Genomic DNA, 22,262 nt, shown 5'->3' on the forward strand with positions numbered 1-22,262 from the left:
AAGAGGTATTTAGAAATGAAAGTATTATTAGGCTCACAAGTAGACATTCTATTTTTAAACGATAAAATAGAAAATATTAGAGGTACAGTAATAAATATTTTTGAAGATTCTATGAGAGTAGAAGTTGAAACAACAAAAAAGCACTTAATCATATTGAAAACAGCAATCGCAACAATAACACTTTTGGATTAACTCAGTTAGTTTAAATATTAGTTAACACAAGACGCCCGTCAATCAAACGATTGACGGGCGTTCTTTGTGATTTTCAATTGGTCTAGCTATGTTGGGAGCCTAAAACGTCGGTAAATCAAGCTTCTTCTCTTTGGGTCTTTTGTGAAGAAATCGGGTGGACGAGTTGGAACGGTGTTATGTTCCAAACTGGACTCGTCGCAAGATAAGCGAAATGTTGCTTTTCTAACAAGCGTAAAATGTAGCGGACTTGATCCGCTGTTTTGTCGGACGTAATAGCCAGGCATTCCACAAAGTCAGCAGGCAAGGAGAAAACGGAACGATTCGCTGTTCGCCACCCCGTGACGCCCGTGACGATTGTGGGATCGAATTCATACTGTCGACAAAAATCACCCACTGATAAACCAAGGTGACCTACGATATACGCAGTCACAGGATAGCTGTCAACGTAAGCTGAAAACGACATACACAATTCATCCTTTCAACGCTATCTTAGGTTTCACGGAAAAAGTGCCACCACTTCTTCTGTCCTTCTTGTTTCAGTCGCACGACTTCATTTTCAGGAGTAAATTTCCCCTTATGTTCTGAGGGGGTCTCATAACCACTTTGAGACGTTTTAAAATTTTTGGTATCATTGTTGCATTCTTTGTTTAAATCTTCTGAGAAGTGTTCCTGCGACGTCAGAAACAGTATTTGTTTGTTCGCTTGCAAAGTTAGTTGTTGTTGCTGATCAAGAAGTTTTTGTTGTTGGGCTAATAACGACTGTAGCTGATCAATTTGTGCATCCTTTTGTTGCAACTGTGTAAACAACTTCGTTTCTATACTGTCAGAGCTTGCTACGTCAGGAATTTCGAACGCTTCAAGCAACTCAGCGCGTCCTAGCCACGTCCTAGCTTGTCAGCAAGGTGCAACACTCCCGACCACAGAACTGTCTTATACCCTTGGCTGTTTTTGGCAAGATACGTTGGTTCTAGGTTGTCAGCATGTTTCCTCATAGCTTGTCTGCTGATACCAAAAAGTTCAGCAAGTTCTTTTACTGTCAACATTTGTTTTGGTTATCTGTCCGTTGTCACAAGGGTGCCACCTCGTTTGTTTTTCTTTTAGTATACATGAATTCGCTTTGCCAAGCGAAACCGATTGAATGCAGCAATCAAAGTAGAGGAACATGTAGTAAGAAAACTACATGTTTTCTTCTAGTAATTTTAGTATATAGTCGTCCGCTATGATCTCACCTTGCATGATCAGCCGTAAATGGTCGAAAGGGATTTTTGTGGATTTACTGAGTTGGTTCAGTTCTTCCTCACTCTTGATCCTTTCATAAATTTTTTTGGTTCGTTCGATTCGATCCCATTCTGTATTGGTCAAGTAGCGGGAAAGTTCATAGGTTAGCCGAGAATCCTCTGCACCGTGCACAATATCAACTCCTCTTTTTATGGATTATTATAAAGACAATAGAAAATAAAGAAACAACTGATCACTTGAATTGTTCATGTTATACTCGTTAATGGCAACTGCCCCGTGAGGGGGTGTAAATATGCTAGAAACTTTAATATCGCTGATTATCGCTCCACTATTCGTGGGTCTAGTACTCTTACTAGTTGATCGCTGGCTAGACGATTAGCCGATAGTCGAAGCAGTTGCCTTCTGGCCCCAACGCTGGAGTCGCAACAGCGCAAAAAAAGCCCTCCTATTCGCAGTAGGAGGGCTTTTTGGTGTAAACATGCTTGTTCTTTAATATCGCTTCGCACATTTATTATAGCAAGAAATTTTGAAAAAATCAAAATGCAGCAATCAGTACCGATCGTTTTTTTACATTAAAACTATTTGCGATTTTCTGTCTAAAAAAGTTGGTTACATTCTCAACTTTTATCGGTCAAAAATGTAACCAACTTTAAAATTGCTCAATCCCTTGCAGCACTAAGGTTTTTCTGACCTCGTTACATGTAGGAAGTCGTTTCCTAACCCCCCTATTAGTAAATGGGGGTTCACGGTCACTTCAGCTCGCACAGCAAGCTGAAGTGACACCAGAAAGGCTACAAGGATTTTTTGCTAGCGCAAAAATCCTACAGCGTCTGCACAGCAAACGCTGTACGCCATTTCTCTTTTTTATCATAACGAAAGTAAACTATTTTGCAAAGTTTTTTCTCTCTAACTAATCAAAAGTTTTGTAAAAATTGATCAATGGTATCTGCGCTTCAACCCTTTACTTTAAATGAGTCGCTCGTTTTAAAATCATAAATCATTACACAATCTGCTTCTATATTTTCTTTGAGAAGTGGGTTTCTTTTTTGGTTTGTTTCTGCGTTGATTGCACGTAGTGTAATAAGGTCGATCTCTTTTTTTAATGCGCTACTTAATTTACTTTTTAACCGAATCACATCAAATATATTTTGGAGCAAAGACCCTTCACCGTCGATTAAAATATCTAAATCACTGGTTTCTGTTGCTTCGTTTCGAGCGTATGACCCAAACAGAAAAGCTTTTTTTATTTTCCATTCTAAAAATATTGGTGTACATAATTTTTGAATGTCACTAATTGTATAAATCAAATAACCGAACTCCTTGTCTTCAATTTGAATATTAAAATAAAAATGAAAAGCGACAATTATACTCACCGTTTAGGAAAAAATATTGATAAAAAAGGGAAGGAACAGGTAAATCGATTGCTTCTTTTAGATCAAAAAAAGGGAAAGAGCATAAGGTAGATACCCCCACCTTCTAACTAGAAGGTGGAAAATAGGCTGTGCCTATTGGGTTTTAAGAGATTTCAAAGTGATATCATTGCGGCTTTTTTAGTGGCACCCAGATACCACTACCGATGGCACCTAGGTGGTACTTTTTGTAAAAAGTGCCACCTAGGTGCCACCATCAACCCTCAATTATTTTGGTAAATATTGGGAAACAATATCATTAAAATCACGTTCTTTTTTGACATCTTCTTGAACAGATTTGACCTTTTTCTTTTCTTCTTTCTTTGATTCGTCCTTCCTGTTTTTAAAGCGATAGTTCTTATTTCGAACAACTTTCTTACTCATTGTGACTGCTTCTTGATAAACATCAGAAGAAAAAAGGTCTTGTATTTTGGTATGATCTTGCTCCAATTTTGCATTGGTCATAATCTCTAATAAAGACAAAGAATCCAATACTTTTTTTTCGAAATTTATTTCTTTTCTCACCCGATTAAGTAATTCAAGCAGCGCATATCGAATCATCGGACTATCTTTAATATCCTCGTCAACGGGCAGATAGGTTTTTAATTCTTTCAAAGCATCTTCATGTTCCGTGTCTAAAAATACCGGAATTCGTTTCTTTGACATGTTATCTCACACACCTTTTTTGAGTTCGTCAATTTTCGATTCAATCAACTGAATCGTCTTTTCGATATCAGAAATTTTGGTTTGATTATCTGAAATGTTCCCTTTAAATGATTCAATCGTATTCTCCAAAGTGGTGATTGAATCTTACGTTTTTGCTAACTACTCTCCGACTTGATATTCTTTTTCTTCAGTGAAAGAAGCAATTTTTTCTCGTGCATTTTTTATTTCTTCGACAAGAGATTTGTTCTCTTCCTCAATCATTCTCGGATATAATGAATTTTTAGAATTTGATAATTTCATGAATTTATAAAGAAACTAGACTTTTTGAACCGATCCCCAAAAGTTAGATTCTTAGTCTAACTTATAGGAATCATTTTTATTATGATAAAATTTAGTTGTGATTTTAAGAAAATAAATGGACAAAATTATCGTAACGATAACTCTTAAATAACAATGAAATGAAAGAAAAGACGAGAATCTTCCAGTACTTCGAGAATCTTGTCTTTTCTTGTTGAATATAAAAAACCGAAAATAGATATATTTTAAAGGCTCTTGTCAATAAATCTAATGGTAATAAGTCAAGTTGAAGATTGAAAATATTTTTATTGTGTAACCTGTTTTGAAGCGCACTTAACTAGCTCCGTCTAAAATCAAATTTTTTACAGGGGATTTCAAGGGTTTGCGTCAATAACAGAATGTTATTTACCTATTACTCTCCTTGGCAACGCGTAGAGTCGATGGTTACGTAGTAGCGTATCCACAAGACGCGTAACTTAAGACGATTGCTCGTTTGTGTTTATATTTGGGACCTCTTTACATTTGCTTTGATAAAAAACTTTATATTCAGGAAGATACTTTTTTATAGAGTTGGTAGCTTTAACTAAGTAGTATCCAAAATAGCGATTCCCTTGTTTTGTCAGAGGTGTATTTTATGACTGACAGTTACCAGATTGTTTGACTTTCGAATATAAGCCTGCATATTTTGCCAATTTTGTTTGATTTTCCAATCGTTCAATTTGACCGATTTCAACGATTAATTAAGTGGAGTACACCTTTCCAATACCTGGAACACCGGGCAAATATTGATATTCTCGAATGCCGACAAATAATTGCTTGATTGCTTTTCCAAGTCTTTGATGTTCTTTTCAAGCGCACGAATTTCACGTACAAGAACACTTAGAACGACATTGATGGATTCTTGTTCAAGTCTACCTAAACGATAACTCATGGTAATTGCACGTTGAATGATTTGGCAATTTTTTCTGGATCTTTAAAGCAACCTTTTCCTTCTTCTTGTAGTAAGTCACAGAACGCCTCTAAGGCTTCTTTAGCTATAGTCGCAGCATCCGCAATATTTCCATAGTTAATGCAATTCCTTTTACGGTATCTTCACCCATGACAACCATTCTAAAAATTTTCGCTAACTCGTCCATTCCAGCTGGAAAAGAATCCCAAAAATCAATATCATAATTACCATTTTAATGATTTGTATTCAAAAATCAGATGAATTGTTTGACGTGGCAATTAATAATAATACTTTAGCAATCAACAAGATGATTGACGGTATGTGGTTAAAGAAGAAAAATAGCTAGGAGATTTTTGAGAGATGACTGGTAAATTTAAAGATGAATTATTAACTGTTGTTGCAGATAATGATTTAAAAAATATTATTCAGTTAAGAAGATACTTTGAAAATCATAGTGATGAATTTACGTTCAAAAATATCACTCGTTTTCATCAAACCATTAATAATAATGTCGATGTTTTTGGTCTATATTTTGAGGGTAATCTTCAAAATTAAATGCACTTAAATATAAAAGCCCCCTGACGAAAGTCGAAGGGGGTTTTTATTTTGGTTTGAGGTTTGCATACCTACCGAAAAGGTAGAGTAGCAAAACGTCAAACAGGTATCAGCTAAATGCCACCATAAGGGTGCGCTGATACTCGGCTCAAAAGAGCCGACAGAGCCGTCTGCAAGACCCCTCGGAGAGCCCACACTTTACCTTGTAAAGTATAGTGGGTTATACTTTACAAGGAAGTAGTCACCGAATTCCAGTTAGAAATTACTTTGTAACTACGTTTTGAGGAGGAGTAAAATGCTTTCCTACGTTCGACATTACCCATTAGCGATAGCTAAATTAATGTGTCTGTGCTCTCCTAAAATCTGCTGATTTATTACTAACTAATACTGGAGGTTTTTTTATGGGACAGACAATCATATCTGCTATTGGTGTTTATATTTCCACCAGTATCGATTATTTAATTATTTTAATTATTTTATTTGCACAGCTATCACAGAATAAACAGAAATGGCATATTTATGCGGGGCAATATCTAGGAACTGGCTTACTTGTAGGGGCGAGTTTAGTTGCTGCTTATGTCGTCAATTTCGTGCCTGAAGCATGGATGGTTGGATTGCTTGGTTTAATCCCTATCTATTTAGGGATTCGCTTTGCAATTGTTGGAGAAGGTGAGGAAGAAGAAGAGGAAGAAATTATTGAAAGATTAGAACAAAGCAAGGCAAATCAACTGTTTTGGACAGTCACATTGCTGACAATTGCGTCTGGCGGAGATAATTTAGGTATCTATATACCTTATTTTGCTTCGTTAGATTGGTCACAGACCCTCGTGGCGTTGCTTGTGTTTGCAATCGGCATAATTATCTTTTGCGAGCTTAGTCGGGTGCTATCTTCTATTCCGTTAATATCCGAGACAATTGAAAAATACGAGCGAATCATTGTGCCCTTAGTATTCATTCCACTTGGACTATACATCATGTATGAAAGTGGCACGATTGAGACTTTTCTGAACTTTATTTTATAGATAAAAAAGCCCCTTAAATGGGGCTTTCAGACTGTAGACAAAGTACTAGTTTTTAGTGCTTTGTCTTTTTTTATCCGTTAAAATAAGAGTATCAATTGGAGGTGTATCCAGATGCTCTCAAAACAAGATATGAGTAAACGCGCACAAATCGGTTTCTTTTCTCTTGAAGACTTGGTCCCACAGGACCATTTATTGCGGCAAATAGATCAATGTATTGATTTCTCCTTTATTTATGAATTGGTTAAAGAGAAATACGATGAAATCCAAGGACGTCCTAGCTTGGATCCTATTCTTCTAATTAAATTACCAATGATTCAATATCTATTTGGTATTAAAAGTATGAGACAAACAATAAAAGAAATAGAAGTGAATATCGCTTATCGCTGGTTTTTAGGTTTGAGTTTAGAAGATCCTGTTCCTCATTTTTCAACACTTGGTAAAAATAGTGTTGCTGACCAATACTATTTGACACAGAATCATTTAACTTAACTTGATGCAAATAATAACTTATCTAAATCAAATATCTCAACATATTTTTGAGTATGCTGTTTAATTAAACCTCTCTCTTCCAATGATGAGAACTTACGACTTATTGTTTCTGGGGTTGTACCCAAGTACGAGGCTAGATCTTTTTTCGACATTGGTAAAGTCACATAAGTATGGTTTTCTTCATCTTCAACGTATTCTGATAGAAAATCAATAATACGAGACTCTACTTGCTCCATACCAACCTGCATCGTTTGCTTTTCTGATACCTGTAAACGTTTCGTAACATCTGATAGTATTCTTCTCATAATTTCTGGGTAAGCACCTAAATAGTCATCCATATCCTTTTTATGAATTCTACATATGCTCACTTCTGATATTGCTTCAGCATAATTAGAATGGTAACTTTCAGTTTGAAAAATAGCCACTTCTCCCATAAAATCACCAGGATTTAATATGCGTACAGTTTGTTCACGACCAGATTCATTTAAGTTATAAACACGTACACGCCCATTATTTATAATATAAAGTGTGTCATCTTTATCACCATTTCCAAATAACAACGCATTCTTTGCATAATGTACTTCTTGCGCTGATTGCGCAATTAAACTCATTTGTTCTTCATTTAGGTGATTAAAAATCGGAACTAAACGTATACAATCTATATGACTATGGTGGTGATGGTGTGCCATACAGCTTTCCTCCTAATTAATCGTTATCTATATAGTCATCATCTTCTAACGCATCCTTGTTAACAAAGGCTTGAAGTTGCCAAATATTTATATCTAAGTAATCTTTATAACTAATTAGTAAATCTTCTAATGCATCATCTGCTTCTTCTTGTGCTAAACGCATTGCACGAACGGTAAATTCACGATTAGTCCTAAAATCTTCTACTAACTGTATGACCATTTCTTCAGCAGAATAATATTTTTCAGACGGATCTTCAGAAATTATTGTAAATTCCTGAAATTCAGTAGTTGTTGAAGCTGGCTTAAATCCTGAAGCTAGTAAACGTTCTGCAATCTTATCAAACCATGTCTCATTCTCATTGTATAAATTCTCAAAAACACTATGCAATGAATAGAAATTTGTGCCTTTCACATACCAATGATATTGATGTAATTTTACATGTAAGGTATGGATATTAGCAAGTATATGATCTGTGACAGCTACAGCATTAATCTTAGTATGATGAATGTGTTCTTTATATGCTTTTTCAGCAGCTAATTTTTCTTGTCTTTCATTTGCTGTTGTCATTTTATACACCTTCCTTTACTTTTGAACTAATAACTGAATATCCTAGGTTTTCAATAGCTCTTTCAATTATACTCAAATTGACTTGTTCTTCATCAAAATCTACTTTTACCTTACTTGCATTGAACAGTACTTTTACAGAATCTTTTTCTACACCAGCTGTCTGTTTTAAACCACTTTCAATTTTTTGTAAACACGATGGACAAGTTAATGTTTCTAATTTTAATGTTGCTTTAGTCATATCTATCACTCCTTTAAATAAATTATACAGGACATTTCTTTTAAGATAATTGACATAGATCAATTATCTTAATTGATATCTTCTTAATCTCATTGCATTTAAAATAACTACTAAAATACTTGCCTCATGAACTAACATACCTATCGACATAGACATCCATTCACTAAATATTAAACTAACCAATAATATTATCACCACACCAACAGCAATTAGAATATTTTGTCTCATATTCGCATATGTCCCTTTAGCTAAACCTAAAGCATGGGGGAGACGATTAAAATTGGAATTCATTAGAACAATATCTGAACTTTCAATAGCCACATCTGTCCCATTTCCCATAGCAATCCCTACTTCTGCAGTAGCTAGAGAAGGGCTATCGTTCACACCATCACCAATAAAAGCAATAATTTCACCAGTAGACTGTCTTTCTTTTAGAAACGCTTGCTTGTCCTCAGGTAACATATCGCCATGAGCCTCGGTTAATCCTAGCTCCTTTTTAACTAAATTAACTGTGCCTTGATTATCCCCTGATAATACAGTGAGATTTTTAACACCAAGTGATTTTAATTTTTGTAGGTCTTGTTTAACACCTGCTCGAACTTGGTCACGGATTCCCATTAAAATAATTAACTTACGATCAACTGCCGTTAATACAATACTCTTCTTTTTTTTTCAAGAACTCAAAAAAGCGGAAAATCCCAGATTTAAAAATCTGAGTTTCCGCTTTTGTCATTTCAAGGATGGACTATTGTCTCAGCCTCTTCTAATTTATTCTTAAGATATTTTTACTTTCTCTGCAGGTGCTGATACTTCTTTTTGTTCTTTTCGACCTTTCAACTTATACTTCATTAATCTCATGCCATTGAAAATTACCACCAAGATACTACCTTCATGAACCAACATTCCGATAGACATATTCATCCATTCGCTGAAGAAGACGCTGGTCAACAAGACCAACACTACTCCAATTGAAATCACGATATTTTGTTTCATATTATTTGCGGTGGCTTTTACTAATCCTAATGCGTGAGGCAAGTTGCTGAAGTTCGAGTTCATTAAAACGACATCGGATGTTTCAATCGCTACGTCCGTTCCGCTTCCCATTGCGATTCCAATGTCTGCTAAAGCTAAGGACGGACTATCGTTAACGCCATCTCCAACAAAGGCTACAATTTGACCACGTTGTTGAAGTTTTCCGATATAAGCCGATTTGTCTTCCGGCAACATGTGGCCGTGAGCTTCGGTCAAACCAAGTTCGCCGGCGACCACATCAACGGTTCCTTGGTTATCTCCTGAAAGAACGACTAGATTTTTCACGCCCAAGTCTTTTAATTCCTGCAAATTAGCTTTCACACCCGGACGGACTTGATCGCGAATGCCCATCAGTACTTTTAATTCACCGTCGACCGCTGTCAAAACGAGAGAGTTCCCTTGTTGTTCAAACCGTTTGACATCTTTTTGCACTTTTTTGCTGAGAGTGACATTTTCTTTTTCCATCAAGGCCACATTCCCAACAGCCACTCTATGTCCAGCTACACTTGAAACGATTCCGCCACCTTTCACGACTTCAGTTCCTTCAACAGGATAAAAATTTGTTTCTCCAATTTGATTTAAGACCGCTTTTGCTAATGGATGATCTGATTCCCGTTCCACACTGGCCAGATAGCCAAGCGTTTCAGCAGAATCTTTTTCATACAGTTCAGTCGCTGCAACGGTTGGGTTTCCGACAGTTAAAGTACCTGTCTTATCAAATACAATTGTATCCACATTGCTGAAGTCTTGAATGACTTCACTCCCTTTTAAAAGAACACCGTTACGAGCACCATTCCCGATACCGGCAACGTTTGAGACAGGCACTCCGATAACTAATGCGCCTGGGCAACCTAGAACCAAGATGGTGATTGCTAACTCAATATTTTGACTGAACGCCCATACAACAATTGCCAGAACCAAGACAGCTGGTGTGTAGTATTTAGAAAAGCGATCAATGAACCGTTCCGCTTCGGATTTAGAATCTTGTGCTTCTTCCACGAGTTCAATAATTTTTCCAAATGTGGTGTCCTCACCAACTCGGTCAGCTCTGATTTGAATCGTTCCGTTTTCTAAAATGGTTCCTGCAAAAACTTCTGCATCAGCTAGCTTGTTGACCGGAACAGCTTCCCCTGTAATGCTAGCTTCATTGATATGCCCTTCGCCCGTAAGGACTGTGCCATCCACTGGAACTTTCGCACCCGTTTTAACGAGCAAGATATCCCCTTCATCTACATCATCCACTTCTACTTCTTCAAATTCGCCATTATCCATTTGTTTCAAGGCGCTTTCGGGTGCCATTTCAGTCAATTCTTTGATAGCAGATCGCGTTTGGTTCAATGTTCGTTGTTCCAAGTAGTGTCCGAATAAGAATAAGAACGTGACAATAGCCGATTCTTCATAATTTTGAATAAAAAGCGCACCAATCGCTGCAATACTGACTAAGACATCAATACTGATGACTTTGACTTTCATTGCTTGAAACGCTTGAATGGCAATTGGCGTAATCCCAAAGACAGAGGCGATGATCAAAGACCACTCTGAAAGTCCTACGTTTTCTAAAACAAAGTGACTGAAGAAACCGAGTGCGATTAACAATCCACTGATGACGGTGATAACATTTTTCTTGCTTAATATATATTGTTGCATGCTTTTTCCCTCCAAATTTAATTTCTCTTTTATTGATAAACACAGTATAAGATAATTGCCTAAGTAATTAATTGACTGACATCAAGTTTTGAAAAAATACGTGTCCCTTCTCACTATTTTTTTGATCTAACAGCCTCAATGACACTTATTCCTCTTTACAGTTATAACGATACCCTCTTTTTATCGAATAAAAATTTACGGCTATCAAGTTTAGAAAGTTCTCTTTTATCGTTTCTAAGCACCTCGAATCGGATTGCAACAAAAAAGCAATCCCGGAAAAATAGCTTTTCTTCCAGAATTGCCTAGTTCATTTAATCTGTTAAGCGGCCTTGACTTTTGCTTTAAGGACCGGATAGCCTACGTTTTCGATAGCTTTTTGAATCTCTTCAATCGAAGTGACAGCTGAATCAAAATTGGTTTTGACTTTGCTGGAGTTGAATAATACTTTAATGCTGTCTTTATCAATACCGTTAACTGATTTCAAGGCACCTTCAATTTTTTGCATACAACTTGGACAAGACAACGTTTCTAATTGCAATATAGCTTTTTCCATAATTCCTATCTCCTTTATGTGTTTTTATTTTATCCGCAGCAGATTAATGAACACTGCCTTTTCCTCTTTACAACTGTAGTATATCTCACTTTTAGCAAACGAAAATTGACGCATATCAAGTTTTGCACTTCTTTTTATCTTTTTGCTCAATTCACCATCTTAATAGTCTTTTTCTGCCCCTTATTGCCATCAGAATAATAATAAATTGGTGGATAGTCTTGTCTGCGTATAAACCATACTACAATCGCGCCAATAAACAGGGCCAGAGACAAGGCTTGTGAAACGCGGATCTACTCGCCAATCCATAAACTGTCCGTTCGCATACCTTCAATGAAGAACCGACCCACTGAGTACCACAAAACGTAACTCAAAGCGACTTCTCCTTGACGCAAAAGCTGTTTTCGGTTCCGTATAGTGACGATGAGGACAAAGCCCAACAAACTCCACAATGACTCGTATAAAAAAGTCGGATGGTAGTAGGTACCATTGATATTCATTTGTTCAATGATAAATTCAGGTAAATAAAGATTTTCCAAGAATTGACGAGTAACCGGTCCACCATGAGCTTCCTGATTCATAAAATTGCCCCAACGACCAATGGACTGGGCTAACAATACATTGGGCGCTAAAATATCAAGAACGAGTGCCAAAGAAGTACCTTTTTTCTTTGCATACCAATATAGCGTACCCCCTCCTGCAATCAATCCCCCATAAATCGCAATGCCGCCATTCCAAATCGCAAGGATTTGTCCTGGATTTTGCAGATAATAACCAAGTTCAAATAACACATAATAAAGCCGAGCGCCGAGGAGTCCAATCGGAATTGCCCATAAGGCCATATCGATAATGGTATCCTCTTCCAGTCCTTTTTTCTTTGCTTCCTTGGTGCTCAACTGGAGAGCCGCTAATATGCCCGCTGCAATAATGACTCCATACCAATGAATCACAACAGAACCAATCTCCACCGCATGGGGATTCAAAACGCCTAATACGAATTCCATTCTATTTGCTCCATTTCTTCAATTTTTCGCGTCATTCTAGTCATGGTGATGCTGAACAAGATTCCGGCTAAGCTCCATGGAAACCAAACAGTGAATACACTTTTATCTCCCTGGTCACTCGCTTCGTAATACGCCACTTTTCCGTGTCCGATTACGCCGGCTCCTTTTACAACTTCCTCTTCTTTTTCCATAGCTAACCTATCTGCCTCAACAACGTTAGACGTTTTTGCTTCGCCGCCAATCGTGTTCTTGGTGAAAGGGACGACAAAGAATGCACCCGCTGCTGACAACGTGATGGCAACTATCACCCAAAAATAATGCACATTCACCCCTACTTATTTTTACGTTTTGTTCGACAACCCTATCTTAAAGAAAAATAAAACAAAAAAACTTGAGGGTTATCATGTTTGTGCTTTTATTTTTCCAATGAATGAAGGTCGTTCTGTCTTAAAAAAGCCAAAAACGGACAGATGGAAGCAAAAGCACTGAGTTCTGTCCCGTTGTTAATGAAGAGCGACAGAACACCAACGTGTAGAAAAAAGTGTGTCCGATTATTCGCTGTAAAGCAATAAATCATCTAAATCCTGAATCTTGATCCTTTTCCCAGACAGCTGTTGAATCAATCCCTCGTCCTCCAATTCTCCAAATTTGCGACTGATGGTCTCAGGTGTCGTTCCTAAATAGGAAGCAATGTCCTTTTTTTCCATCGGCAGGGTGATGGTGGGAGAGTTGCCCATTTCAGGTTCCACATTTTCTGCCAAAAACAAAACTAAACGGGTAATGACACTCTCCAAGGCTACTTGTGTCGTTTGACGTTCTGAACTTTCTAACCGTTTAGACATTTCCGCCAATAGTTTTAAAGAAATAGCTGGGTATTGTTCCAGAAAATCTTGGACATCTTTTTGCTGAATCATACAGACAACGGTATCTCGGGTTGCTTCGGCATATTCCTCGTGTACTGCATCCGGGTTGAACAAGGTCCATTCTCCGGTGAAATCACCAGGGTTCAAGATCCGCACTAGCTGCTCTTTGCCAGAGTCTGCCAATCGATAAATACGGATTTTCCCACGATTGATAATATATAAAGTATCCTCTTTTTCTTGTGAACGAAACAGAAACTCTCCTTTTTGATACTGTTTCGTGTGGGCTTTTTCAGCAATGTAATTCATCGCGCTATCCTCTAAGTGATTGAATATTGGAACCAAGCGGATACAGGCTGCGTGGTCGCCAATTTCATGATGGGTATGTTTAGTCAATTCATTCTCCCCCTTTATTTATTTTGTTTATATTCGCTGCTTTTATTATATAAGTCTCTTACTACAAAAAAATTGATGCACATCAAGAAAATGGAAAAAGGACTGGAAAGAATTCCAATCCCTAAATCAGCTTCTACTTTTACCTTAATCTTCATCCTCATCAAGAGCGTCATCATCTTCTAATGCTTCTTTACCAATGAACGCTTGCAGCATCCAAATGTTCTTGTCTAAGTCATTTTTAAAAGCAATCAATGTATCTTCTAAAGCAACGTCACCCTCGTCTTGAGCTAAACGAATCGCGCGAATAGTTAGGTCACGAGTGCTTCTGAAGTCCTCGATAATATTTTCAACCATGTCTTCTGCTTTAGCGTATTTATTAACTGCATCTTCCGAAAGCATCGAATATTTTTCAAATTCAACCGTTGTCGAAGCAGGTTTATGCCCAGAAGTAATTAGACGCTCCGCAAGTTTGTCGAACCATTTTTCATTTTCGTTATACAACTCTTCAAATTTTTCATGCAACGTAAAGAAATTGGCTCCTTTTACATACCAGTGATATTGGTGCAGTTTCACATGTAATGTATGCATGTTGCCTAAAAGATGATCCGCAATGGCCGCTGCATTAATTTTCGTATGATGAACATGTTCCTTGTGTTCTTGTTCTTCTTGCAATCTTTCTTGGGGTGTTCTTTCTTGAGTAGCTTTATTTTCAGTCATGATTTATTCCTCCTATAATTTTGGTTTGTTTAAAATAGCTTTCTTTGATTCCTCCTTTTTCTTTACTGAATTTAGTATAGGATAGATTTCCGTTAAAAAAATTGACGCTCATCAAGAAAAGTATTTCTTAATAGACGCCAGGCTTCTCTATTAAATTCAACTGAAATAATCAAAGGAATGAAGTCGTTCCCTCCAAACAAAAATTTCATTAAAGTAGGGCCTAAAAAAAGAATAGCAACTATACTTTGTCAAGAGACCTGACTGCTATTTTTTTGCTTGTTATTCTTCAATTACCAAATGTCTTGCCTTGCAGTATATTTAATACTCTTTCTCACTAGTGTTGCATGCAACACTAGTGAGAAAGAGTATTAATAAGATTAACCTAGAAGAATAACTTTACTTTATTTATGTCATACCATAAATAAAAATTGAAAAGAATTTTTTATTTATTTTTAGTAGATCGATTAATAGGAGTTTTAGCTTGGGAGCGTCAATAATTTTGTGTAAATGGTTCTTTCCTACTGTAGATTGTTTCTAATTCTCCATCGGTTGACTCAGCATTTGTTCGAGCTCGCCTTCGGCCTGTTGGAAACCTTTATGACTGCGACCTAGGAATTTTTGGTTGTGAGTATCAAAAGACGAGACTAAGAAACGTTCCATCGACTCTTCATTTTGGAACTGTTCCTTGCGGTGGCTGTATTTCTTGATTTGCTTATTAAAGGATTCAATCAATCCAGTTGCTGCACTATATAAAAAATTTCATCATAGTTTCGCCCTAGTCGTTCCAAAGATTCGATGACAAAAATATCCTTCTTCCTTAAAAAATGAAGTTCTTTTTGCAATTATTCTCGTGAGGTCTTCTTTTAACTACATAAAATTGTAACCACTGGTTTTAAGAGTAGTGTATCATCCCAAATCATATAATTAATTGACTGCGATTGTTATAAAACTCACGGTAAGCCATATAACTAGCAATAAACGAAGAAATCGCAGTAACTGAAATCAACATAAACATCACAACAATTTGGTAACGAATCGCTTGAACAGGATCAATTCCCGCAAAAATCAACCCTGACATCATACCTGGTAGGCTGACAAGTCCAACCGTTTTTGTTCGGTCAATAGAAGGAGCCATGCCCGTTTTGACGCTTTCTCTTACAATACTCATGGACGCTTGTTTTTTATTGGCTCCCAATGCCAATTTTTCCAATACCTGTTGGCGTTGGTCCGTAAATTTTGAATTCAAAGACCGATAGGTCACTCCAATCGCAGTCATGGCGTTGCTGGCAATCATGCCTGTAATTGGAACGATTTGGGAAGGGGACCAGTCAATGACTCCTGAAAAAATAAGAATGAGTAAGGACAAGGCTGTTCCTACTCCAATAGCCGTCGTTGAAATTTTAAAAGAGCGGTTGATCCCCTCACTGCGTGTATGGGCGTTATAAGAAGCGTTGAACACAATGAACAAAACCATCGCTAAAGTGAGAAAGTTGTTATCCACTCGTAATACGTAGCTCAATACATATCCAATAAGGAATAATTGAACGACAGCGCGAATTCCCGCAATAAAAATGTCGTTTCCTAATCCCAATTTCTCTTTGTAATCAATCAACAAGGCAACTATCAAGAGGACAGAGGATAAAAGCAAAGAAAGATTACTGATTTCCAAATTGTTTGTCATTTCGATTCCTCCATTTTTCCACCTTTGATAGTAATCAGACGAGAAGCTTGGTCGATTTCTTCCTGGTTGTGAGTGACGGCCAACACCGTAGTTTGTTGGTCTTTCATCATGTCTCGGACTAAATCAAGGACAATCGCTCTGTTTTCTTGGTCCAATGAACTGGTAACTTCATCCAGGAGCAACACTTTCGGTTGATACATCAAATTTCGGACCAATGCAACCCGTTGTTTTTCCCCTCCTGATAGTTCCTTGACCTCTTTCGATAAGTAAGTTTCAGGTATTTGAACTCGTTCTAACAATTTTTTTGCACGTTCCCGATCAAATCCTTCTTCTCTTATGCGGGCAGGAAAAGACAAGTTCTCTTGAACTGTCTCATCGAATAGAGAAGCGTTTTGAAAGAAATAAGAGACTTCTTTTCTATACTCCACAGGATCGATTTTTTGCAGATCCGTACCTCGATAATAAATTTTTCCGGAAGTTGGGGAAAGCAGCGTACCAATTAATTTCAAAAGGGTACTTTTTCCACTTCCAGAAGGACCAGAAAAAACAATCACTTCCCCTTTGTTTACTGTAAAAGAGATATCTTGAAGGATTTGGTTTCCGTTTGCCTGAAAACCAATCTTCTCTAATTGAAACAATGAATCACTCATACCACATCTCTCCTTTATAAAAAAGCCCTGCACCAGTGGACCATCCATACGGGTGCAGGGCTTTTGTTTCATCCTAGTGTACCTCAGTGTTCGTTTGGATCGTTTTTGGCGTCTTCATGAGTAGGGTGAACCGTTCCTTCAAGGTGGTCTGGACCAGCATAAATGGTATACAGTCTGAGCGGCTTATCACCGGTGTTTTCGATGTTGTGCCACATGTCCGCCGGAACAAATACGGCGTCATCATCCATCACTTTTTGTTGAACATGTAAGTTATCTTTAGAAGGCCCCATTTTACACACGCCTTCTCCTTCTTCAATACGGATAAATTGGTCAATGCCTTCGTGCACTTCCAAACCGATGTCATCGCCCGGTTGAATGGACATTACGGTGACTTGCAGTTTACTGCCTGTCCAAATGGTCGTCCGGTAATTATCATTTCCTGTGGTGGCGTCTTCAATATTAATGATATACGGCTTCTTCCCATGATCCTTGTAGTCTATTTCCATCTTCCATTCCTCCTAGTCTTTTTACTAAAACAATGATACCTACTTCTTATTTATAATAATTCTAATTAATGGTACCACATCTAAAATTCTATGCAAAAAATTGGCTTTTTGGAGAGCGATTCTAAACAAAGACCATATAACGCGCAATTACAATTGGTACCCCTTAATCCTCAGCACATAAAGGAAAAAATATGGAATCAAAAAATAACCGATATGTACTCTGGTTATGACTTGAATCAGGGAGAATTTCAGAGACGACACATCATACTTTTTTAGTTTGCACTTGTAAACTAACTAGCGTATATTAAGTTTATGCTCACTATCAAGCGTTGTCAATCCTTTAGAATCTTATCAATTTCGAAAGAAAGTAGCAAGGTTATTGATTGTGACTGTAAAAGTGGGGTGTTCCTATAAGCACATTAAACTATCTTCTCTAATTTATCATGCTATTTAAATTCTGTTTTTTCATGAGAATTTTTGTCCAAAACTTGTTAAAATGATTTTAAAAAATACTTACATACACAATCCCCAAAAAACACTAATGTCATTTCAGTCAAAAAAGATACCGCAGAAAATTTCCACCTGAGATTCAATACGATATTACTCTCTTGACAGCCAGCTTAATTCCTTAGTTGAATAGATTATTAAAGTGCACAAAAAAACAATGCGGCGTTTGTTATATTTTCTGGTATAAGCGACGGTGCTATAAACTTTTTTGCAGATTAAAAATCATATGAATTTAACTCCAGTAATAAGAGTTTAAGTGCCAATGCATGTTTGATTTCTTCGTTGCGTTGGTAAATCAAGAACAAAGTCGGGGTTTGGACGCGTCCAACGCTAAACACGCCTCTCATGCCGTTTTTCTGCATATAAAGCGTGTAAAGACGGGTGAGATTGATTCCTACCAGCCAATCAGCGATTTGTCGGGTTTCTGCTTCTTTGTAAGTGGAATAAAACGCCTGTCCGTCCTTCAGATTTTGAAATCCTTTTTTGATTTCGCTAGTTTCAAGCGAGTTGATCCATAAACGTTTAATGGTTTTCCGGCTATTTCCCGAAAGGTTGATAATCAAGCGGGCGATTGCTTCACCTTCTCGGTCGCTGTCGGTCGCAATCACGATTGTTTCCGCTTCATCTAAATGCTTTTTGACGATCTTGTATACCTGTCAATACGGATTGAACTGTTGTTAATGCTCCGGAAATTCTTCCTTGAATATCTCCTGCAGCTGCACCTAAATATAAAGTTTGGAAATTATTTTGTAGAAAATTCATAGCTCACTCTCCTTTATTTTTCTTCTTCTCTTTGTAAAGCTATTGTTTGTTCTTGCTTTTGTTCTCTAGCCTTGAAATTGTTTATTTGAGTAATCTTTGAGCTCTTCAACTGCTTCAGCTGTCAATCCACTTTTCTGTTCAATCTGATAATTGACTTGTTAGTGATAAGTAGTGATTGTTTGAATTCGATATCCGAAGACAACAACACTCAAAAAAACGTTACAACCTTGTTGAACATCATGATGTTCAACAAGCTATCTTGCTATACAAGGATGTTTTAGAAACGAAAACAATAATTTGACACTAATCCATTTAAGAATGCTGCTTGAGAAATTTTTATCAAATGACACTACTCAAATTCCTAAAATCGATATCACTAAAGCCCTGGCTCTTATAAATCAAATCATAAGAAGCCACGTACCCGACTTCTTATGATTTCCAATTTTTCGCAGACTTTATGACCCCATTATCTATTGACCAGCTGCAAATAGTTAGTCAAAAACTACTTGCTGTTGACTTCAATGTCATGGACTCATTCAACCATTTTTACAAGAAATATTACCCTATCTGCTTGGGAAACTTATCTGACTGCTTAATGGACTTAGGGTACTTTGAAGAATCAAAACTCATATTGGAAAAACTAGCTTTCGTAGCAGACCATGTGGACTCTATCGAATTAAAAATGTGGGCACAATACCTAACAAACGTACTAAATATTTACATGGATGATCAACTTAATGAAAAACAGAATCGATTAAATAAATTAAATCAAATCGTAACAAATTGGCACAATTTATTGCCATCCAGTCATTTGGTAGAAGGTCTACACGGCGCTTTCCAACGTTTATCTGACAGAAACGGTGATCGTCCAAACAACATTCATATTCCACCTGTATACATTTTAAAGCCATAGGAAAAAGCCTAGTATCTATTGCTGGGCTCTTTTGTATACCTCTACACATTCATTTCCTTCTTCCAGCATTCATAAGACTCAACAGTTGCACTTTTTTTCATTCTCCTACAAATTCCACTAAACAATGACCACTTATAATCATCAAGAATGGCAGTACCTACTCCCCCTAATCCTAAGAAAAACAGTAAAAGTAAATACAAAAATAGCATCATATTCGTCCATAACGATAAAAGAGTCAACAAAAGAGAAACTAAGCCTACTGTAACAAATGAAAAGAACAGAATACCATAATAAATCTTCAAAAGAACAGACCATTCTTTGATTCTATTAAGAACAGATAACTCCTCCTCCGTCATCAATCAATCCACCTGTTCTTTCTTCTTTTTTGGATCAATACTCTTTAAAAACCTCTCCTCCAACACCAATAAATGACGATAAACATCATCCATTGACCAGCCTGAAGAAAGGCTTAAACAATACAAAAAATCACAAGGCAACGTCTTTACGGTACGGTTTCTTGTTACCCAGCTTGCTACTGTACTCTGCTTATATCCATGCAACTCACAAAATTGCTCTACTGTCATACCTAACCGCGAAATAATAAATACATTGATCGGGTAGGGATATACAAAGGTATTGATACTCATAGTCAGAAAGACCTCCCACCATATTATTACGTTTGCGATAATAGTACTACTCTTTCTTAAGACCAGCAAGCAAAGCGGAGAAAAGAAGGAACGTATCATAGATATAATGTAATAGGCAATTTGCACCTTTTAATTTCAGCCTGTATCGATCATGAACAGATCTGTTTGCACGCCGATCTTATTGGGATCTATCAAGCGTTTCAGTGCTGTCTGGACAAACGTGTATTCTTTTCCAAAAGCTTCTGAGATCGCAGCGAAATAAGTCCCCCGGCTTTCTTTTTTTAGCCGGATAACGGAGCGCATCAATCCATGTATCGAAGCTAGCATAATACCCCCATTACGACCAGCACGAACACGAAAATGAATTTTGTTCTCTTCTCTTAAATGCTTCAGTACTTTGTCCAGGGAACGTTTTGGGATCTTTAAACGTTCAGTTAACTCTTTTTTTGTAGAAATAATGTATGGTTGTTCTTCATAGGATTGCTCATTCAAATAGGACAGTAGATCTTCTGCCCATTCATGACTATGTGAATACTTGCGAACAGCTCTTTCTTTCTTGAATTTCCACCAACCCCGTTTTTTGTTGAATAGCTGCTCTTCAGAAAGATTGGCATCGACCCACTCTTGGCATAATAGGACAATTTTTTCTCTGTGCGCTGCTTGATATTTTCCGGAGTAAGCGGAACGAATGATTCTGGTTAATTCTCGATCAGATAAAGGGTTAGCCAAGCGGTCATTGAATTCTAACATCGTCAATTCACATGCTTCTACTTCGTATCCTGACGAAAAGTATGCCAAAGACAAGGTGAATATGACATTATTTCGACCATATACGCCCTTTTCACCTTGTATTTTTTGACTTTTTAGCAACAGCTGGAACCAGGGTTCATCGACTTGACGAAATTCTTGAGTAGATGGTAATACAAAAACGTTCTTGATCTCCGCTTTTTTGTCCGCATCTTCTCTCATTGACCAGTCGATCCATTCTTCGAAACTATAACGATACTGTGGTTCAAAGAATAAAACATTCTCTTCAGAAGGCATACGTGTGATCCCAAAATGATTGGCATTTACATCAACTGGAAACCGATAATCATTTGAAAATTTATTTCTTAGATTTTTTGAGATCATTTTGGCTACATTGATCACTTTAAAATTTGATTTCTTTGTCACGTATGCAGGCTTGTCTAGTACATAGAAAGCTTGAAATCCATGCGGTGTACGTAGAATCATTGTCGGCATAAAGCCGATCTCGTGACTGGCCAAGATAATTTCTCCGTAGTCAAAGTTTGGATCCAATGTGTCAAAATCAACAAAGAAAGTATTGATTTGACGCAAATTGTCCTCAGAATGACCTTTTGTAAACATTCTGGCTTCATCAGCATACGTTCCATAGCGAAATACATTTGGTGTCCAATGAGTGAATCGATTATTGTTTTCGATCACCCCTTCTTCTGAAGTGATCACTAGTCCAATCCCCTCGATCATGTGTTCCTTTGAACGGTACGCAAAAATAGCCCCCTTTCCCGACTGATCACTAAAAGAGACCGGTTTTAAGTGGCTGTTTTTATATTTAAATTTACGGATACCATTTTGTAATACCGTCGAATATACGACATCCAAAGAAGCTGCCATGACTGTTATTCCTTCCTAAACAAAAAGAGAACACAAATAATCTTAAAGATTTGTGTTCTCTCAATGGCTTAGAAGTCTCAAAGGAATGACAAAATAAGCGTATATATATTGAATTGCTCGTCAAAAAATGGTAAAATAAACCTATAGGTTCGGATTGGTAGTCCGAATAGGTTTATTCAAATCACATAAGTGGTTTCCAGCCACTTACATAATTTCAATGAGACGAGCGAGAACACATAGTGTTGTATGTGATTCAGATGAAGAAGTGAGGCCAAATTCACTTTTTTATCCGTCTCTTTTTTATATGTATTATTTATTTGAATATAACAAAACAGTTAAATTTGTACAAGAAGAAATTTTTATAAAGTATAAGTTATACTTAAATAAACCTCATATAAGTTATACCTAATTAGACTTTATTGTATATCTTATACTTTAAATT

General features: G+C 37.0%; 24 protein-coding genes and 6 pseudogenes. 6 read left to right on the top strand and 24 right to left on the bottom strand.

What is annotated here, in order from left to right; all coding sequences use genetic code 11:
* The first annotated feature begins 15 nt into the window (after positions 1 to 15).
* Complete coding sequence (locus tag A5878_RS17590) at positions 16 to 192, top strand: hypothetical protein (RefSeq protein ID WP_010748115.1); 177 nt, start codon at positions 16 to 18, stop codon at positions 190 to 192.
* Between the two features lie 115 nt (positions 193 to 307).
* On the opposite strand, the gene A5878_RS17015 is transcribed toward A5878_RS17590, so the two are convergent.
* From A5878_RS17015 to A5878_RS17025, 3 genes are all read right to left on the bottom strand, one after another.
* Entirely contained in the window at positions 308 to 655 is a 348-nt protein-coding gene (locus tag A5878_RS17015; RefSeq protein WP_086295830.1) for a hypothetical protein, read from the bottom strand.
* A gap of 26 nt (positions 656 to 681) precedes the next feature.
* Positions 682 to 1,056: a hypothetical protein gene (locus tag A5878_RS17765; protein WP_249686466.1), complete on the bottom strand. Its 375-nt coding sequence runs from the start codon at positions 1,054 to 1,056 to the stop codon at positions 682 to 684.
* A gap of 312 nt (positions 1,057 to 1,368) precedes the next feature.
* Positions 1,369 to 1,602, bottom strand: coding sequence for a hypothetical protein (locus A5878_RS17025; RefSeq protein WP_005225230.1), 234 nt, complete (start codon positions 1,600 to 1,602; stop codon positions 1,369 to 1,371).
* A gap of 121 nt (positions 1,603 to 1,723) precedes the next feature.
* Here A5878_RS17025 and A5878_RS17425 point away from each other — a divergent pair, with 121 nt between their 5' ends.
* Positions 1,724 to 1,810, top strand: coding sequence for a type I toxin-antitoxin system Fst family toxin (locus A5878_RS17425; protein WP_115224856.1), 87 nt, complete (start codon positions 1,724 to 1,726; stop codon positions 1,808 to 1,810).
* Positions 1,811 to 2,384: 574 nt separating this feature from the next.
* On the opposite strand, the gene A5878_RS17030 is transcribed toward A5878_RS17425, so the two are convergent.
* From A5878_RS17030 to A5878_RS17850, 3 genes and pseudogenes are all read right to left on the bottom strand, one after another.
* Positions 2,385 to 2,738 carry a nucleotidyltransferase family protein gene (locus tag A5878_RS17030; RefSeq protein WP_060792970.1) on the bottom strand — a complete coding sequence of 118 codons (354 nt, stop codon included), beginning with the start codon at positions 2,736 to 2,738 and terminating at the stop codon, positions 2,385 to 2,387.
* Positions 2,739 to 3,068: 330 nt separating this feature from the next.
* Complete coding sequence (locus A5878_RS17595) at positions 3,069 to 3,506, bottom strand: hypothetical protein (RefSeq protein ID WP_016612339.1); 438 nt, start codon at positions 3,504 to 3,506, stop codon at positions 3,069 to 3,071.
* 698 nt (positions 3,507 to 4,204) lie between these two features.
* Positions 4,205 to 4,841 (bottom strand): annotated as a pseudogene (locus A5878_RS17850) (transposase); the annotation flags it as partial.
* Positions 4,842 to 5,112: 271 nt separating this feature from the next.
* On the opposite strand from A5878_RS17850, the gene A5878_RS17050 reads away from it, so the two are divergent.
* The 3 genes and pseudogenes from A5878_RS17050 to A5878_RS17060 all read left to right on the top strand — a co-directional run.
* The gene (locus A5878_RS17050) at positions 5,113 to 5,307 is read left to right on the top strand and encodes a hypothetical protein (RefSeq protein ID WP_005225228.1); all 195 of its coding nucleotides are present in this window, start codon (positions 5,113 to 5,115) and stop codon (positions 5,305 to 5,307) included.
* A 401-nt stretch (positions 5,308 to 5,708) separates the two neighbouring features.
* Entirely contained in the window at positions 5,709 to 6,329 is a 621-nt protein-coding gene (locus A5878_RS17055) for a CadD family cadmium resistance transporter (protein WP_005237707.1), read from the top strand.
* 111 nt (positions 6,330 to 6,440) lie between these two features.
* A pseudogene (locus A5878_RS17060) lies at positions 6,441 to 6,773 on the top strand (transposase); the annotation flags it as partial.
* A gap of 41 nt (positions 6,774 to 6,814) precedes the next feature.
* On the opposite strand, the gene A5878_RS17065 reads toward A5878_RS17060, so the two are convergent.
* The 16 genes and pseudogenes from A5878_RS17065 to A5878_RS17600 form a co-directional block, all read right to left on the bottom strand.
* Positions 6,815 to 7,507: a Crp/Fnr family transcriptional regulator gene (locus tag A5878_RS17065; protein ID WP_005225225.1), complete on the bottom strand. Its 693-nt coding sequence runs from the start codon at positions 7,505 to 7,507 to the stop codon at positions 6,815 to 6,817.
* Between the two features lie 16 nt (positions 7,508 to 7,523).
* Complete coding sequence (locus tag A5878_RS17070; protein ID WP_005237709.1) at positions 7,524 to 8,075, bottom strand: DNA starvation/stationary phase protection protein; 552 nt, start codon at positions 8,073 to 8,075, stop codon at positions 7,524 to 7,526.
* A 1-nt stretch (position 8,076) separates the two neighbouring features.
* Positions 8,077 to 8,313 (bottom strand): heavy-metal-associated domain-containing protein, encoded by a 237-nt coding sequence (locus A5878_RS17075; protein WP_086295831.1) that lies wholly within the window; start codon positions 8,311 to 8,313, stop codon positions 8,077 to 8,079.
* A gap of 63 nt (positions 8,314 to 8,376) precedes the next feature.
* Positions 8,377 to 8,985 (bottom strand): annotated as a pseudogene (locus A5878_RS17080) (HAD-IC family P-type ATPase); the annotation flags it as partial.
* 102 nt (positions 8,986 to 9,087) lie between these two features.
* Entirely contained in the window at positions 9,088 to 10,992 is a 1,905-nt protein-coding gene (locus A5878_RS17085) for a heavy metal translocating P-type ATPase (protein WP_005225221.1), read from the bottom strand.
* A gap of 319 nt (positions 10,993 to 11,311) precedes the next feature.
* Positions 11,312 to 11,545 (bottom strand): heavy-metal-associated domain-containing protein, encoded by a 234-nt coding sequence (locus tag A5878_RS17095; RefSeq protein WP_003125439.1) that lies wholly within the window; start codon positions 11,543 to 11,545, stop codon positions 11,312 to 11,314.
* A gap of 146 nt (positions 11,546 to 11,691) precedes the next feature.
* A pseudogene (lgt, locus tag A5878_RS17100) lies at positions 11,692 to 12,546 on the bottom strand (prolipoprotein diacylglyceryl transferase).
* Positions 12,531 to 12,869, bottom strand: a complete 339-nt coding sequence (locus tag A5878_RS17105) for a hypothetical protein (RefSeq protein ID WP_003102891.1) — start codon at positions 12,867 to 12,869, stop codon at positions 12,531 to 12,533. The pseudogene lgt and the gene A5878_RS17105 overlap by 16 nt, the downstream one beginning before the upstream one ends.
* A gap of 228 nt (positions 12,870 to 13,097) precedes the next feature.
* The gene (locus A5878_RS17110) at positions 13,098 to 13,802 is read right to left on the bottom strand and encodes a Crp/Fnr family transcriptional regulator (RefSeq protein WP_003125436.1); all 705 of its coding nucleotides are present in this window, start codon (positions 13,800 to 13,802) and stop codon (positions 13,098 to 13,100) included.
* Between the two features lie 144 nt (positions 13,803 to 13,946).
* A complete protein-coding gene (locus tag A5878_RS17115; protein WP_086295832.1) occupies positions 13,947 to 14,519 on the bottom strand; it encodes a Dps family protein in 573 nt (190 codons plus the stop codon).
* A 534-nt stretch (positions 14,520 to 15,053) separates the two neighbouring features.
* A pseudogene (locus A5878_RS17120) lies at positions 15,054 to 15,260 on the bottom strand (IS256 family transposase); the annotation flags it as partial.
* A 175-nt stretch (positions 15,261 to 15,435) separates the two neighbouring features.
* Positions 15,436 to 16,200 (bottom strand): iron export ABC transporter permease subunit FetB, encoded by a 765-nt coding sequence (fetB, locus tag A5878_RS17130; protein WP_086295833.1) that lies wholly within the window; start codon positions 16,198 to 16,200, stop codon positions 15,436 to 15,438.
* Entirely contained in the window at positions 16,197 to 16,850 is a 654-nt protein-coding gene (locus tag A5878_RS17135; RefSeq protein ID WP_086295834.1) for an ATP-binding cassette domain-containing protein, read from the bottom strand. Before A5878_RS17135 ends, fetB begins: the two co-directional genes overlap by 4 nt.
* 83 nt (positions 16,851 to 16,933) lie before the next feature.
* Entirely contained in the window at positions 16,934 to 17,356 is a 423-nt protein-coding gene (locus tag A5878_RS17140) for a cupin domain-containing protein (protein ID WP_002307506.1), read from the bottom strand.
* A 773-nt stretch (positions 17,357 to 18,129) separates the two neighbouring features.
* Positions 18,130 to 18,471, bottom strand: a pseudogene (locus A5878_RS17150) (DNA topoisomerase); the annotation flags it as partial.
* 13 nt (positions 18,472 to 18,484) lie between these two features.
* Positions 18,485 to 18,625: a hypothetical protein gene (locus tag A5878_RS17600; protein ID WP_002316998.1), complete on the bottom strand. Its 141-nt coding sequence runs from the start codon at positions 18,623 to 18,625 to the stop codon at positions 18,485 to 18,487.
* A 457-nt stretch (positions 18,626 to 19,082) separates the two neighbouring features.
* Between A5878_RS17600 and A5878_RS17775 the strand changes: the two genes are divergently transcribed.
* A complete protein-coding gene (locus tag A5878_RS17775) occupies positions 19,083 to 19,538 on the top strand; it encodes a hypothetical protein (protein ID WP_231601513.1) in 456 nt (151 codons plus the stop codon).
* Between the two features lie 359 nt (positions 19,539 to 19,897).
* Here the strand turns inward: A5878_RS17775 and A5878_RS17165 are convergent, their stop codons facing one another.
* Positions 19,898 to 20,185, bottom strand: a complete 288-nt coding sequence (locus tag A5878_RS17165) for a PrgN protein (protein ID WP_012481689.1) — start codon at positions 20,183 to 20,185, stop codon at positions 19,898 to 19,900.
* Positions 20,186 to 20,320: 135 nt separating this feature from the next.
* Positions 20,321 to 21,820 carry a primase C-terminal domain-containing protein gene (locus A5878_RS17170; RefSeq protein ID WP_081132420.1) on the bottom strand — a complete coding sequence of 500 codons (1,500 nt, stop codon included), beginning with the start codon at positions 21,818 to 21,820 and terminating at the stop codon, positions 20,321 to 20,323.
* Positions 21,821 to 22,262 lie beyond the last annotated feature (442 nt).

The organism is Enterococcus sp. 3G6_DIV0642 (assembly GCF_002140635.1).
Classification (GTDB): Bacteria; Bacillota; Bacilli; order Lactobacillales; family Enterococcaceae; genus Enterococcus_D; species Enterococcus_D casseliflavus.